A 15814-nucleotide genomic window follows, 5' to 3' on the forward strand; every position below is an offset into this window, starting at 1 on the left:
TTGAGCAAGGAAGGTAAATCCTTTTCCGTGAAACCTCGCTACTCTTCGGAGCAATCCTCAGAAATTAGAGTAGACAGAGAAAGTAAATCCTATAGTCCTAAACCCCGCACATCTCGGTACTCGTCTGAGCAATCCTCAGAAATCACATTAGCAAATGAAGGTAAATCCTTCACTGCTAGATACCGTCCCGGTTATCAATCTTCCCAGCAACTTTCAGAAATCACACCAACAGAAGAGAGTGATCTTATTTACGGTCGTCATCCAGTTTTGACAGCCTTGGAAAATGAACGGAGTATTAATCGTCTTTGGATTACTACCCGTCTCCGTTATGATCCCAGATTTCATCATTTGATTTTGCAAGCCAAAGATAATGGCGCAGTTATTGATGAAGTTGAACCAATGCGGTTAGACCAAATTACTGGTCGGGCAAATCACCAAGGAATAGCTGCTCAAATTGCTCCTTATTCCTACATTGAATTAGAAGACCTGATTACCAATGCTAAAGCTGTTACTGATCCTGTAATTGTCGTTGCCGATGGTATTACTGATCCCCACAATTTAGGGGCAATTATTCGCACAGCAGAAGCAATTGGCGCTCATGGTTTGGTGATTCCCCAAAGAAGGGCAGCGGGAATTACTTCTACGGTGATGAAAGTGGCAGCAGGGGCATTAGAAACTTTCCCTGTATCTAGAGTGGTGAATCTTGGTCGCGCCTTAGAACAATTAAAAGAAGAAGGCTTCTGGATTTACGGAACTGCGGCCAACGGTAGCGAAGCATTACAAACCGTTAAGTTTAGTGGGCCTGTGGTTTTAGTTGTGGGTGGTGAAGGTGAAGGTCTGGGGATGTTGACACAACGTTCTTGTGATGTTTTGGTGTCCATTCCCTTGCAGGGCAAGACTCCTAGCCTCAATGCTTCAGTCGCAACTGGTATGGCACTTTACGAAATTTATCGTCAAAAATCGCAGAATACACTGTATCTTGATAAACTACAGACAACTGCTTTGAACAAACAATAGTACAAAAGCTAATTTCGTGGACAAATATCCACGAAATTAGTAACTATAAACAAATGTAAAAGACAATAAATCTAGCCTATTCTCACACACCCAGTCACACGTTTATAAATCGGCGAAAACCATGAAAACGATTTGGCATAACTTCCAAGAAGGGTTGATTAATACATTCAATGGACTCGGACTTGCTTGGTGGGTAGAAGTTGTTACACAAAATCCCAGTTGTACATATTACTTCGGTCCATTTTTCAGTTCTGTGGAAGCCAGTAAAGCCAGCAATGGCTATATAGAAGATTTGGAAATTGAAGGAGCGCAGGGAATTATAGTGAATATCAAACGCTGTAAACCTAGTGTTTTAACAATTGCTGAAGATTTGGGGGAATGGATTGACCGTAAAGTAAAGCCTGTCTTTAGCGGTCAGATTTAGTCTAATTACCAATTCTATAGGCTGTTAACGTTCCTGGGTTAATCCTGGGAACTAATTTTGCTTATTTTAAAGCTTCATTACCTGGGGGTTGCTTACTAACCAACTGTCAATATCCCCTAATAACTGTTGGGGTATTTCCCAAGGAAAGAGGTGGGCTGTATTCGGGTAACATTGCCATTGAGAATTTGTGAGTTTTTGGGCTGTTTCTGAACTGGCATCAGCGGTAATGTGGCGGTCTTGTTCACCAGCAAGCACTAAGCTAGGACATTGGATTTGCCAGAGGTCGGGAGTGCGGTTATAACCTGCTCTAATGGCACTGTAAAGGGCATTAGTAGCGGCTGAGGAAGTTTGTAAGTAGGCTGGTACAGCATCCCTGGCTATGTAACTGTAGGCGGTGGGTGTGTGTTGTTGGATTAAGTACCGAAAGAGCGATCGCTTGGCGAAAGTATCAATATTCCATTGCCAACTGGGTTTTATATAGTTTAATATCCCCGCAATCCCTGTATAAACATTGTCTTGCCAAGAAATACGGGGATGATTTCCCCAAGGTCTGGCTGCGGTAGCGATGAGAATTAAGCCTGTTACCCGTTGTGGTAGACGGATTGCTAGTTCCATGGCTAAAATTCCCCCTAGCGACCATCCCAATACTAAACATTTTTCTATTTTTAACTGGTCTAATAGGGCTTCTAGGTCATCTAAATGGTCTTGCATTTCAAATTTGCCCTGAAACCGACTTTTGCCATATCCGCGCAAATCTGGGGCAATGGTTTGGTAGCGTTTTGATAAATGATTGGTAAAGATAGAAAGGCTTTGTCCAGAACCAGGATGACCATGTAAGCCAAGAATGGGAAATCCTTGACCTTGGGTGTAGAAGTTAAGTGGTACAGCCATAAATTCTGATTGTAAGTTCTATTTTTCGATATAACCACCAGCATAGGTAATCACGCAGATAGTTCTGTATTGTTTGTGAGAACCGTAAGCCACACCAGTTACCCGAAAAGATGGGTTAAAGATATTTGTCCGATGTCCTCTGGAGGGTACACCATCATCAATAATTAATTGCATGACAATATCTTGGGCTGTATTTGGGCCATAACTGATATTTTCACCGGCGGTAGTTTGCCATTTACCATAACGATTGATGCGAGTGCTAGGTTTGCTACCATCACTACCATTATGACCTGTTGTTCCCTTTGGTCCTTGGTCTTTAGCATGATCTCGCGCACCTAAAGACATTCCTTTGGAGGCACGTAAGGCACCAACAGGACGAACAGATTTTAAAAAAGTTATCGCTTCATTAACCGGTTTTACGCCTTCCTGGGTAATTAAATAGGTATTACTCGACATTTTGACTCGATTGCCCTGAAACCGCTGTTTATAATTTTCTAAAATGGGCAAATATGACCGAGGATTTGTTCTGACTTTGTTAGTTTCAGAAATTACTTGTTGTTCTAATGGGGAGAGATAACTTGCTTGTGCTAATAAAGTCTGATTATTTGTATTTGGGATCAGGTGTGCAGTAGATTGTCGAAATCCCAGTAATTGACTAGAAAAAGCAGTTACCAGCGTAATAGGTAATAATATCAAAAATCCCAGGTGACGCATTCATGACCTCGTTTTCTTGGGGAATTATTGGAGTTAATCAAGCAGGATCTTTTTTTTGCTTAGTGATTCCCTTGAAAACTACCTATTATCTGTTGTAATCTTTTTTGCTATTAAATGTAAAGGATTATTTGTAAATAAACTGATGATTTCAAAAAAGAGGAATTGAGAAGTGAAAAGTTATACTCCTCACCTCTCATAAGACTACTCCTTACACTTATGGCAATTAGAACAGATAATCAATACGTGCAACCTCTAGCTAAGGGTGCAGATTTATTAGCAATTGCCAGAGAATTGGTATAAAGAATTGCCTACTTATTAGATAATTGTTTACCCTGCAAGATTTCTTCAACTTCTGTTAGCTTCACGGGTCCGGCAAAGCTTTCACTGGTCATAATAAAAGAAGGTGTTCCCCCTAGTCCTAATTTTCGTGCTAACAATAGGTCTTTTTGGATGGGATTATTAGCTAATTTGCGGTCACTAGTAAATTTTGTGATATCTAAATTGAGCTTTTTAGCAGTGTCTAAATATAAAGTCTCACCCAATTGTTTTTGATTGGTAAATAAGGCATCATGATATTCCCAAAACTTACCTTGTTGATATGCTGCCCAAGCTGCTGTAGCTGCGGGTAAAGCTTGGTCATGAATTTGGTAAAGGGGAAAATGTTTATAAACTAAGGTGAATTTATTAGGATATTTTGTTAATAAATCCTTGAGAGTTTTATGTGCTTCGGCACAATAGGGACATTCAAAATCAGAGAATTCTATCAATACAGTTTTTGATTTAGTTGCACCAGTAGTGGGAGAATCACCAATTACGGCTTGAGGATTTGCTTGAAAATTATTGATAAATTCTTGCCGTGATTGTTGTAGTTGCTGTTGCTGTTTTTGTTGGTATGCTTCCACAGATTCAATAATTATTTCTGGGTTTTTGCGGATGATTTCTAAAACTTGTTGTTCTAGTTGGGGGGGGATTTTAGTATCAGCTTGCACAGGAAGTGACCAGCTTAATATTAGGCAGATCAAGCTGAAAATTGCTAACTTGCGGAAATGAGTAAAAATTTTGAACATTTGTAAAAAGGATGACACTAGCGATCTAATTTTATCAAGTAGCGGAGAAAACAGCAATTGTCATAAATTTCTGGAATAATACTTTTCATTAATATAGATATTGAAAAATTCAAGTTTATATATTCAGAAGTTTTATTAAGAGATAATTCTGAATTTTGTGCCACATTTCTCAGTAAATATCCAAATCAAATGGGAATGCGATAACAGTTATGTTAATCAGTTGGCTTTATCTGGTAGCAGCAATTATTTTTGAAGTTTCGGGAACAACTTGCATGAAACTTTCCGAAGAATTTACCAAAATTATCCCCTCAATTTTCATCTTTGTATTTTATGGACTTTGCCTAACTTTTTTAACTCTGTCCTTAAGAACAATTCCTGTGAGTATAGTTTATTCCATTTGGGCAGGTTTGGGTACTCTGATAATTGCCACTATTAGCGTAATTTGGTTTCATGAGTCTTTGACAATTGTAAAAATTATTTCTATGTCTTTTATAATTATCGGTATTATCGGTTTAAACTTAGCTGAGTGAAGGGAAGAGGCAAGAGGGAACAGGGAAGAATCTTTACCCATTACCAATTACCAATTTCCACACTAAATTAGAAACTTGAGTTAATACAAGAATAAATTATGAACAGTAAAATTCTGGCTACCTCCGTATTTTTACTTACAGTCAGCTTATCAACTACAGTCCAAGCTGCAAATTATGAAGATATTAGACAGTTATTAGCAAACAAGCAATGTCCAAAATGTGTTCTTAGTAATGCTGGGTTGGTAATGGCCGATTTATCTGGGGCAAATTTAAGTGGTGCTAACCTTGTGGGTGCTAACTTGAGTCGGGCAAATTTGACTGGTGCGGATTTGCGAGGGGCAAATTTAAGCGGTGCAAGTTTATTTGGTGTGAACTTAAGTGAGGCTAAACTCAGTGGTGCAAACTTAACTGGTGCTGATTTAAGAAATACCTATTTAATGAATACTGAATTGCAAGGTGCTAACATTACAGGGACAAATTTTCAAGGTGCGGTAGGAATACCTTCACAAATTGCTAAATCAGAAGATTTTTATGTCTGGGGTGTAGCAGCCGCAGAAAAGGGGAATCTTAAACCAGCTATTGATTATTTTAGCCAAGCGATCGCTATCAAACCAGATTATGCAGGGGCATATTTAGCCCGTGGTATCGCTAGTTATCAAAGTTTAGATAGAAAAAACGCCTTACAAGATGCCCAAAAGGCAGCAGAACTATTTGAAAAAGAAAAAAATACCGAAGGACTAAAAACAGCGCAAGCTTTTATTACCGAATTAAAAACGCCTTACTCAGAAACAGTGAGTGCGGGTAAACCCAGCTTCATGGACTTTGTAGGGAGTTTAGGTTCAGTCTTATTACAGTTTTTCCCTTTCTAATAGTAATTTTATGTGAGACTGCACAAAATGAGGACATCCATTAATTAATCCGTCTTAATCTGCGTTTATCTGCGGTTAATTATTCTGGAAATCTTATTGTATGCAGCTTCATCGTAATTTGGTATAAGGAATACTGACGACCAAGCAATAATGGTACAGAAGGAAAAAAGATAGATGTCGGAAAATCTTAAGAGTAAAGTTATCACACAAGGGGTGCAGCGATCGCCAAATCGCGCCATGCTAAGGGCTGTAGGTTTTGAAGATGCAGATTTTAACAAAGCCATTGTTGGTGTAGCCAATGCCTACAGCACCATTACCCCTTGTAACATGGGGATTAACGAACTAGCACAAAGGGCGCAAACCGCGATTAAAACCGCTGGTGCTATGCCCCAAGTCTTCGGGACAATTACCATTAGTGATGGTATTTCTATGGGGACAGAAGGGATGAAATACTCCCTCGTATCGCGGGAAGTTATCGCTGATTCCATTGAAACTGTCTGTACTGGGCAAAGTATGGACGGTGTATTAGCAATTGGTGGTTGTGACAAAAATATGCCAGGGGCAATGTTAGCCATGGCGCGGATGAATATTCCGGCTATCTTTGTTTACGGTGGCACAATTAAACCCGGACATTATGACGGCAAAGATTTAACCGTCGTTAGTTCCTTTGAAGCCGTTGGCCAATACAGTGCCGGCAAAATTGACGATAATGAACTGTTAGCAGTAGAACGCGGTGCTTGCCCCGGTGCAGGTTCATGTGGAGGGATGTTTACGGCTAATACCATGTCCTCAGCATTTGAAGCCATGGGCATGAGTTTACCCTACTCCTCCACAATGGCTGCTGAAGACGCGGAAAAAGCCGACAGCACCGAAAAATCAGCCGTTGTCCTCGTTGAAGCCATTCGCAAGCAGATATTACCCCGACAAATCATCACCCGGAAATCTATAGAAAACGCCATTTCCATCATTATGGCTGTGGGTGGTTCAACCAATGCAGTATTACATTTTCTAGCGATCGCCCGCGCTGCTGGAGTAGAATTAACCATAGATGACTTTGAAACCATTCGCGGTCGTGTTCCCGTCATCTGTGATTTAAAACCCAGTGGTAGATATGTAGCCACAGACTTACACAAAGCTGGTGGTATTCCTCAAGTCATGAAAATGTTGTTGGTTCATGGCTTGCTGCATGGTGATTGTTTGACAATTTCTGGGCAAACCGTCGCCGAAGTTTTAGCAGATATCCCCGCAGAACCACGGACAGACCAAGACGTAATTCGTCCTTGGAATAACCCCATGTATGCCCAGGGACACCTAGCCATTCTCAAAGGCAACCTGGCCACGGAAGGCTCAGTAGCCAAAATTACCGGAGTCAAAAAGCCTGTAATTACAGGCCCTGCTAGAGTATTTGAATCAGAAGAATCCTGTTTAGAGGCAATTCTCGCCAAAAAAATCCAAGCTGGGGATGTCATCGTTATCCGTTACGAAGGACCCAAAGGTGGCCCCGGCATGAGAGAAATGCTTGCCCCCACCTCCGCTATTATTGGGGCTGGTTTAGGAGACTCCGTAGGATTAATTACCGACGGACGTTTTTCCGGTGGTACTTACGGCATGGTAGTCGGTCACGTTGCCCCAGAAGCGGCTGTAGGTGGTAATATCGCCTTAGTACAAGAAGGTGATAGCATTACCATAGATGCCAATAATCGTTTGTTACAACTCAATGTATCAGAAGCAGAATTAGCCAGTCGTCGTGCAAATTGGCAACTACTTCCACCCCGATACACCAAAGGCGTACTGGCAAAATATGCCAAACTGGTAGCTTCCAGCAGTGTAGGTGCAGTCACAGATTTGGACTTATTTGCTAACTAGTAGATACCCGGCTTCTTAAAGAAGTCGGGTAATTGGATAAAATTAATTTTATCTTAATATTAATTTGAGAATAGTTTAAAATTTAAAAGAACATCTCTTCCTTCTTCCCTCTGTGTCCTCTGCGCCTCTGCGGTTCGTTATCTTTCATATTTTCTGAAATATTTTGAAGCTTATGCAGCTAAATTCAAACTTATCAGAGACAGTTATTCAGCATTGGCAAATAGTTAAAAATGATATTAGTCAAAATGTTAATTCTTTCACCCAATCAGTACAACAAAAAACCACACAAACAACTGATAATACTAAAGCTGCATTAGAAAATAATTGGCATACCGTTGAGAAAATTACCAATACAACATCAGGAGTAATCCAAAAAACTATTAATACATCTGTTCATGATTTATTATCACAATATCCCTGGTTTTTCCAAATATTAGAAATATGCACATGGGGAATAAATCATCCTGTGAGGGGTGTGATAATTTTATTATTTACAATTGCAGTAATTTGGAGTATCATTAAAGCAATTGTTAAAATTATAGAAACTGCCAGTTGGTCAATATTAAAAATTCCCTTTATATTACTACAAAAATTATTAAAATCTCTATGGATAACATTTAGCAAAGTTGGAACTTTCGGAATTAGTAAAATCCAAAGTAATCAATTAAATGATAGTAAACAGCAACGGTTAGCAGAAATTTCTCATCGTTTAGAAGTTATTCATAATGAACAAAAAGCACTATTACAAGAAGCTGCTAAACTCATGAAATCAGATTCACAGAATAGCATTAATAATGCCAACGTTGAGGAGACATCTGTTTAATTATCTCATCTTCGTGACCAGATATAAACTTAGCAAACCGGACAGCTAAAGGTGGTACAAAGATAAAAGGACTATTAAAACCAGAAAATATATGCAATCCTGAAAATTCAGAAATAGCACCAATTAAAGGCAATTTATCATGAGTAAATGCGACTAAACAATGATGCCATGTTCCTGGTATATTTCCTAAACTTGGTAATATTTGCTTGATACTTTCTCGTAACCACTTTTCACTTGCTGCTGAGTTAATTTCCCCTTCAGGATTGGTTAAAGACCGGCTAATTTGACCTAAGCGCAAACTACCATCAAGAAATTGCACCACACCAGCATCTAAAATTGGTGGTACTATTTCATTATTGGGGTTATCCCATAATTCATCAATTTGAGTAGATTCTGTTTCTAGTACATATCTTTGCAGATTTGCTGGTGATACTAAGGTATGTAATTTAATATCGCTAGGTGGTGTTTCAATTATTTCTGCATAAGAAAAATATATCTTTGCAGAAATACCCATTGATTTAAGTAATTTTCGACTAATTCCCCCTGCACAAATCACAACATTATCACTATTAAAAGTAGTGGTATTTGTTTTCACTCCTGTACATTTTTTCGTAAAAGTAGTTACTAATTCTAAAAATTGACCAAATTGGATTTCTCCTCCTAAATTTACCATTGCTTGAATGTAAGCTTGGGTAATTTTTTCTGGGTGAACATGACCATGTTTAACAGTTAATGCACCAGAAATGACTTCTGGATTTAATAAAGGTTCTAATTCACAAGCTTCTTGAATAGTAATTAAGCGAGGAGGAATCAAAACTTCTTGATAAGATTGAACCATGATTTCGGGATTCATATCCACAGAAATAGTCATTAATAAATCTAATTCCCGAAATTGAGTATCTGCATTTAATTCTTGTGATAAAATTCGGTGACGGGTAATACCTTCCTCACATAATTGTTTTGTAATTGCTGTTTTTCCTGACCAAAAACTAATGCCACCATAACTATAAAAAGTAGCATTTTGGGATATTTGATATTGTTCTAACAAAAGTACAGAAAATCCGATTTTTGTTAGTTCGTAAGCAAGTGCAGCACCAGTAATTCCTGCACCAATAACAATCCAATCGTAAGTTTTCATAATTTTGATATTTAAGATTTAAACAAAAATTATACCCCAATACAGTTCAGTTAATAATATTTTCTTTTCTCTGTGTCCTCTGTGCCTCTGCGGTTCGTACTAGAAAAGAGTTTTATTCTTAACTGAACCACATGAAATTAAACCCTGTTTTTCCAACAATGCTGCAACCCGTAAAATTAAAGCCTCATTATAAGGTGCTGCAATCAATTGTACTCCTAAAGGTAAAGAATTTTCTTGATTTATGGGAACAGATAAAACAGGTAAACCAATAAAAGATAAAGGTTGCGTGAATAAACCCAAATGAGGACGAATGAGAATTTCTTCACCATTTAATATCATAGTTTGTTGACCAATTAATGGTGCAGTAATTGGCGTTGTTGGGGCAATAATTATATCTACATTTTCAAATACTTCTCTAACTTGATTTCGATACCAGCTTCTAAACCGCTGCGCTTGTAAATACCAATGATTAGGAATTAACGCACCTGCCAAAAATCTATCTCGCGTGGCAAAATCAAAATCTTGGGGACGAGTTTTTAATTGATGTAAATGTAAATTTGCCCCTTCAGAAGCCGTAATTATAAAAGCCGCAGCACGGGCAATTTTCGCTTCTGGAATAGTTACATATTCAGTCACATTTAAAGCATTAGCAACTTTTTGAACAGCTTGTAAAGCCTCTGTTGCGGCATTTTGGGTAAAATAATCATCGGCGATCGCAATTCTCAGATTAGAGATATCATAATTTAATTGTGGTAAACACTGTTCAATGGGACGTTTTGTGCAAATGGGATCATTTTCATCTTCACCTTGCAAAACATCAAAAATTGTAGCAATATCTCGGACTGAATTAGCAAAATGACCGATATGATCTAAACTGCTAGAAAATAATTTTACACCTGCACGGGATAACCTGCCATAAGTAGGTTTAAACCCAAAAACACCACATAAAGCCGCAGGAACCCGAATTGAACCGTTAGTATCTGAACCCAAAGTAAAAGGAACTAACCCCCCAGCAACCGCAGCAGCAGAACCACCGGAAGAACCTCCCGCAACCCGATTTAAATCATGGGGGTTATGAGTTGCACCATAATGGGCATTGTCTGTGACAAATCCATAAGCATATTCATCCATATTTAACGCCCCAACTAACACTGCACCGGCTTTTTTTAATCTCTTAATTGCGGTTGCGTCTTGGGTAGCGGGAGGATTTTCGGCGTTGATTTTTGCACCTGCTAATGTTGTTAAACCAGAAATATCAAAAAGGTTTTTTACCGCAAAAGGTACACCAGTTAAAACACCGGGATTTTTACCTTCTGCAATTTCTTTGTCAATACGTTCTGCATTTTGTAAAGCGGTTTCTGCGGTAATTGTTGTAAAGCAATTTAATTCATCATTCTTAGCAGCAATTTTAGTTAATGCAGCTTGGGTAATATCCACTGCGCTAACTTTACCTGATAACACATTTTCGGCTATAGATACAGCATCTTTCATGGTTCAAAAATCGGTGCAATTTCTATTGATTCTGGTAAAGGGAAGTTATTGACGATTTCGGCTATGTCTTTAATTCTTTCAAAGTTAGCAATTACGCCATGTTTATATTCATCATTTATTGGTAAGTCCAATAAAAACGACATTTGATTAACGTATTCTTGAACATTAAAATCTTGATTTTCCATTTTTTTAACGATAGCGAAGCGTGGCGTTAGCCATACCACAGAGACACAGAGGAATATGAGGAAGAGTTCACTATATTATATAGTATTCAAGCTTTGTCTTAGATCATCTAACGGTGATTCTGGTATTTCAGGTTCATTAGGACAAAATTCTAAATCAACATAATCTGAATATTTTTTCATAGGTGAAATTGACATCTTTATTTTAATCTTTCCTGTCTGCCACCCTTTTCCACCAATTCTTAAAAGCTGGCAATCTTTTAACATTTGAAATTGCAAATCATCTACATAAATATCTTGGTCATAAATTTTAAAATCACGCAAATGGTCAATACAATTTCTGGTATAAATATCAATGTTATTGCCCATGTATGAAGATTTTTTTCCTCTAATTCCGTTGATTACCAACTCTCTTAATCTACCTACTGTAAGACTATCCTTAGAAATCTGTATGATATCATCATCACAGTGTAACGGAATAAATTTATCACTCATATCTATCTTCCTAAATTATTAATATCAACAATAATAAATATACCATTTCATTGTATTTGTCAACCTGTAAAATTATATAAATCAACCTAAGACTTACACAGAATATCTCTCAAACTCTCTTTCCTTCCTTCGTGAACTTCGTGCCTTCGTGGTTCATTTTTTTATTGCTTGTGTATAAGTCCTATAACCATTCTCAGGAAAACACACCCCAGACGCACACAAACCAGAAAATTGTAAAGTTATCATTTCCAAACTTTCCAAATTAACACGCCGAATTACATGATTATTGGTATCACAAATATATAGATATTCACCCAAATAACTCAAACTCGAAGGTTCAGATAAAAGATAATTTTCACCATTTAATAAAATAGTTTTACATTCACCATTCTTCAGATTTACTAATTTAATTTTATGATTATATGTATCTGTAACCCAAAGAAAATTATTACCATATTCCACACCTAAACAATGCTGTAAACGCACATTATCACCCATATCATCTTTATCACCAAAACCAAACAAAGAACCACTACCGCAAATTGTTCTTACCTTGCCATTTTCGGCTATTTCCACACCCCGAATTGAACTAACTTCGCTATCAGCAATAAATAACTCTTTACCATTTGTAGTAATTCCGCTAGGTTGAGCAAATGCACATTCTTGAAAATTACCATCTACACAACCTTCTGCACCAGTTCCCGCATAACTTGTGATATTACCTGTTGCTAAATTCATTTGCCAAATTTGATGACAACCTGCCATTGTGATAAATAGGAAATTATCAACTTTAACTAAATCCCAAGGTGAATTTAATGATGTTGCTAATGCAGCACCACCGTGAGGATAAATAATATGGCTTTGTTTCCCCGTTCCTGCAATTGTTTCTACTAATTGTTTTTGCAAATCAACACGTCGTAAAACATGATTTTCTGTATCAGCAATATAAAGAATTTGATTTTCTAGATCATAAGTCATTCCTTGGGGAGCAGAAAATTGTACTTCTGCAAAGTTACCATCTTTCAAACCGGATTTTCCTGTACCAATAACATGAATAATTTCCCAATCAAAATTACTCATTATTATGCGATGATGTCCAGAATCAGCAATAAATAAACCCGCTGCTGTTGCTAAAACTTGACTGGGAAAAGCTAAAGGTGTAATTAATGGTTTTTGCTGTTTTTCTAATGTAAATTCAAGTTGTTGAAAATTGATTTTATCTTGATTTTTACTAATTAACTCAATAACGATATTTTCAATAACTTGAAGATTCCCTTCTCCAGAAAATTGAGCAATTACATATCCTTGTGGATCAATAATAATTAATGTTGGCCACGCTTTAACTGTATAACTTTCCCAAATCCGAAAATCCCTATCAACAACAATCGGGTGTTCAATATCATGACGCAAGATAGCTTGACGAATATTGGCAATTTCCTTTTCATTATCAAATTTTCCAGAGTGAATACCTATAATTGTCAAACTATCCTGATATTTATGTTCTAAATATTTCAAATCTGGTAAAATGTGAATACAGTTAATGCAGCAATATGTCCAAAAGTCTAAAATGATAATTCTACCTTTGAGATTTTTTAAAGATAAGGGTTTATTTGTATTTAGCCATTGGTGATTTTGTGGGATTTCTGGCGCTCTAACACGGGGAATTATGGGCATTTTATTTTGATTTGAGGATAAAGCTTTTGATAGGAATAGAAAGCATCAATATAGATAATTTATCTATCTGGGTAGAACAAGCAAAAAGCCAAGCAGCACAAGGGAAAGTTATTGAACGCATTCCTCAATTAGCTATAGTTAATCCTAGCTTGTTTGCAGTTCATATAAGTTGTGAATCAGGAGAAAATTATAGTTTGGGAGATACAGATTGTGTATTTCCATTTATGAGTGTCATAAAGCCATTTTCTTTACTATACCTGCTCGAATATTATCGAGCAAAACAGGTTTTGCAATGGGTTGGGGTTAAACCCTCGGATGCGCCTTTTAATTCTTTAACGCAATTGATAGCAGATAATGGATATCCTCGCAACTCCATGATTAATAGTGGTGCTATTACTCTCGCTGATAAGTTACCAGGAAAGAATGCAAATGAATGTACACAATTGTTTTGTAAATGGTTAAACAAATTAGCAGATACTCAATTATATATAGATGCAAATATTCTTGCTTCAGTTCGTGCTAATCGTTCCCCAATAAATATAGATATTACTAACTATCTCTACAAAGCTGGACATTTAAATAATATTGAATTATCTCTTGACGTTTATGAGCAGATATGTTGTTTATCTGGGACAGTAGTAGATTTAGCGAAGCTGGGAAAAGTATTAGCTTGCAAAAGCGAGGTTATAAAAAATCAACACCGTCAAATTGTGAATGCGGTGATGTTAACTTGCGGTTTATATGAAGCTTCCGCTGAGTATGCTGTGAAAATTGGTTTACCAATAAAATCGGGTATTGGTGGTGGACTTGTCGCCATCATACCAAATCATGGAGCAATAGCCAGCTACAGTCCGGCTTTAGATAGTGTAGGTAATCCTGTAGCTGGTTTGGCACTAATGGAAACTTTATCTCAAAATTTGCAACTGAGTATTTTTGGTTAATTACTCTTCGAGTTGGGATTTGGGATTTTCCATTGTCTCGCTAGGTAAATTTAACTCCTCTGTTTCTGTTATTTCTGCTTGTGGTGCTGGAGGAGTCACAAGAGGAGTTGGTGTCACTTCAGGAATTTTAACTTCGGGAATTGGTTGTTTCTCTACTTTCGTTGCTGGAGTTGGTGTAACTTCGGGAATTGGCTGTTTTTCTACTTTCGTTGCTGGAGTGGTTATAACTTCAGGAATTTTAACTTTGGGAATTGGTTGTTTCTCTACCTTGGTTTCTGGAGTTGGTGTAACTTCGGGAATTGGCTGTTTTTCTACTTTCGTTACTGGAGTGGGTATAACTTCAGGAATTTTAACTTCAGGAATTGGTTGTTTCTTTACCTTGGTTTCTGGAGTTGGTGCAGGGATAGGTTCAGTAACTGGAATCTTAGCGGTATAAGTTGGGTCTACAATGCCACGGACTTCATCTGCTGTCAATTCCCCTCTGACAATTTTGGATAAAGTATCTTGACCATTGGGTTGGTAATTAATTAATCTGATACTGGTATTAAAGGCATTTTTCACAGGTTGTCCTTGATTATCGAGGAATTCCAGTTTTACCCAAGTTTTACCGGGTTTAAACCCTTTGAGATAAATAGGTTGCCAACGATCAAGAATAAAGCTCTCACCATTAACTGTACTCCGAATCCGCCAATTACTCATTGTATCGTCAGGATTAGTTTCAGCGAGACTGTGCAATGGTGCATTAGTTAGGTAGAAATCCAGCATAATTGGTTCTGCTCCATAACCACCATTGGGACGACTATAAGTAAGTAAGGGTAATTTAGAATCTGGGTTGTTTTCCTCGGTTTTCGTCAAAACGTGAAATGTGGCTTGAGCATAAGCACCTTCATTTTTGAAACTTTCATGCCACGGACGAGAAGCAAACACGCGAAGAGTATGCGTACCGGGGGATAAGTCTGACAACACCACTGGCTGATTTAAATCGTAAACAGCTATATAAGGTTGATTGTCTAAAATTAGGTGCAAATGGGGGCCAAGTTGCCATTGAGGGTCTTTAAATATCGGTAAGTCCTTAACTTGTAACTTCACTTTAACTATATTGTCTGGAAGAATTTCATCTATCTGGGGACTGAGGATGCTGACTTGGGGTTGATAACCCTCTAAGCTGGGACGCAATGCTTGGATAACATCTGGTGGTGCGGTTTCTGAAAATGTCCCAGAAATTTCTGAAGCTGGGGGCGCTTTCATGAAGGGATTAATGGATACTTCCTGACTTTTTACTGCTTCAACGCAACTACTTAAGTTAACAACTAGCACTAATGCGATAACCCATTTAATAATTGGGAATCCGGTTGAAAAAAGTGACTTAAAAAATTTTCTGCACCCAGTGTTCATGTTTTTATTCCGTAATAGTTTTTAACAATTAACGCCATCATTGTGGCGCAAATTATGACTTATGGACTATGGATTAAGAGCATAAATCCATGTCCAAAGTTATAAATCTACCTACTTTTGTCTGATTAGAATGCCAAATAAGTGATTTTTTTGACTTAATTCCCAAAGAAGAATTTGCTGATAGACCGCCTAATTTGGTTGAAAGTAGCTAAACAGTAAGGGTTTAAGCCAATTTCCGTATCAATCATAAGTTTTCCAAATTGTTGTTCTTTGTAAATTAAATGAAGAGTCTATTGA

Annotated in this window: 16 protein-coding genes; 7 read left to right on the forward strand and 9 right to left on the reverse strand. The window is 37.6% G+C overall.

The features are described 5' to 3' along the window. Together rlmB and FJR11_RS05685 are read left to right on the forward strand one after the other, a co-directional pair. Positions 1–1017: a 23S rRNA (guanosine(2251)-2'-O)-methyltransferase RlmB gene (gene rlmB, locus FJR11_RS05680; RefSeq protein WP_174762936.1), complete on the forward strand. Its 1017-nt coding sequence runs from the start codon at positions 1–3 to the stop codon at positions 1015–1017. A gap of 121 nt (positions 1018–1138) precedes the next feature. Then, positions 1139–1441, forward strand: a complete 303-nt coding sequence (locus tag FJR11_RS05685; protein ID WP_168502747.1) for a DUF1816 domain-containing protein — start codon at positions 1139–1141, stop codon at positions 1439–1441. Between the two features lie 66 nt (positions 1442–1507). Here the strand turns inward: FJR11_RS05685 and FJR11_RS05690 are convergent, their stop codons facing one another. From FJR11_RS05690 to FJR11_RS05700, 3 genes are all read right to left on the reverse strand, one after another. Beyond that, complete coding sequence (locus FJR11_RS05690; protein ID WP_168502748.1) at positions 1508–2332, reverse strand: alpha/beta fold hydrolase; 825 nt, start codon at positions 2330–2332, stop codon at positions 1508–1510. 18 nt (positions 2333–2350) lie between these two features. Beyond that, positions 2351–3046 carry a CAP domain-containing protein gene (locus FJR11_RS05695; protein WP_168502749.1) on the reverse strand — a complete coding sequence of 232 codons (696 nt, stop codon included), beginning with the start codon at positions 3044–3046 and terminating at the stop codon, positions 2351–2353. A 308-nt stretch (positions 3047–3354) separates the two neighbouring features. Beyond that, positions 3355–4113, reverse strand: a complete 759-nt coding sequence (locus FJR11_RS05700; protein WP_168502750.1) for a DsbA family protein — start codon at positions 4111–4113, stop codon at positions 3355–3357. A gap of 209 nt (positions 4114–4322) precedes the next feature. Here FJR11_RS05700 and FJR11_RS05705 point away from each other — a divergent pair, with 209 nt between their 5' ends. From FJR11_RS05705 to FJR11_RS05720, 4 genes are all read left to right on the forward strand, one after another. After that, on the forward strand, positions 4323–4643 hold the full coding sequence (locus FJR11_RS05705) for a multidrug efflux SMR transporter (protein WP_168502751.1): 321 nt from the start codon (positions 4323–4325) through the stop codon (positions 4641–4643). A 98-nt stretch (positions 4644–4741) separates the two neighbouring features. After that, a complete protein-coding gene (locus FJR11_RS05710; RefSeq protein WP_168502752.1) occupies positions 4742–5512 on the forward strand; it encodes a pentapeptide repeat-containing protein in 771 nt (256 codons plus the stop codon). Positions 5513–5686: 174 nt separating this feature from the next. Further along, the gene (ilvD, locus tag FJR11_RS05715; protein ID WP_168502753.1) at positions 5687–7378 is read left to right on the forward strand and encodes a dihydroxy-acid dehydratase; all 1692 of its coding nucleotides are present in this window, start codon (positions 5687–5689) and stop codon (positions 7376–7378) included. 172 nt (positions 7379–7550) lie between these two features. Further along, on the forward strand, positions 7551–8201 hold the full coding sequence (locus tag FJR11_RS05720; protein ID WP_168502754.1) for a hypothetical protein: 651 nt from the start codon (positions 7551–7553) through the stop codon (positions 8199–8201). Here the strand turns inward: FJR11_RS05720 and FJR11_RS05725 are convergent. From FJR11_RS05725 to FJR11_RS05745, 5 genes are all read right to left on the reverse strand, one after another. Continuing rightward, the gene (locus FJR11_RS05725; protein WP_168502755.1) at positions 8167–9339 is read right to left on the reverse strand and encodes an FAD-binding oxidoreductase; all 1173 of its coding nucleotides are present in this window, start codon (positions 9337–9339) and stop codon (positions 8167–8169) included. The genes FJR11_RS05720 and FJR11_RS05725 overlap by 35 nt on opposite strands. Positions 9340–9438: 99 nt before the next feature. After that, complete coding sequence (locus tag FJR11_RS05730; RefSeq protein WP_168502756.1) at positions 9439–10830, reverse strand: AtzE family amidohydrolase; 1392 nt, start codon at positions 10828–10830, stop codon at positions 9439–9441. Continuing rightward, on the reverse strand, positions 10827–11015 hold the full coding sequence (locus tag FJR11_RS05735) for a DUF4089 domain-containing protein (protein WP_168502757.1): 189 nt from the start codon (positions 11013–11015) through the stop codon (positions 10827–10829). The genes FJR11_RS05730 and FJR11_RS05735 overlap by 4 nt, the downstream gene beginning before the upstream one ends. Positions 11016–11090: 75 nt before the next feature. Continuing rightward, entirely contained in the window at positions 11091–11507 is a 417-nt protein-coding gene (locus FJR11_RS05740) for a KGK domain-containing protein (protein WP_168502758.1), read from the reverse strand. 153 nt (positions 11508–11660) lie between these two features. Then, positions 11661–13175, reverse strand: a complete 1515-nt coding sequence (locus FJR11_RS05745; protein ID WP_168502859.1) for a thioredoxin-like domain-containing protein — start codon at positions 13173–13175, stop codon at positions 11661–11663. Positions 13176–13207: 32 nt separating this feature from the next. On the opposite strand from FJR11_RS05745, the gene FJR11_RS05750 reads away from it, so the two are divergent. Next, positions 13208–14122: a glutaminase gene (locus tag FJR11_RS05750; RefSeq protein ID WP_168502759.1), complete on the forward strand. Its 915-nt coding sequence runs from the start codon at positions 13208–13210 to the stop codon at positions 14120–14122. Here FJR11_RS05750 and FJR11_RS05755 read toward each other — a convergent pair whose 3' ends face one another. Then, on the reverse strand, positions 14123–15517 hold the full coding sequence (locus FJR11_RS05755; RefSeq protein ID WP_168502760.1) for a hypothetical protein: 1395 nt from the start codon (positions 15515–15517) through the stop codon (positions 14123–14125). Positions 15518–15814 lie beyond the last annotated feature (297 nt).

Source organism: Anabaena sp. UHCC 0187 (assembly GCF_009712035.1).
Lineage (GTDB): Bacteria > Cyanobacteriota > Cyanobacteriia > Cyanobacteriales > Nostocaceae > Dolichospermum.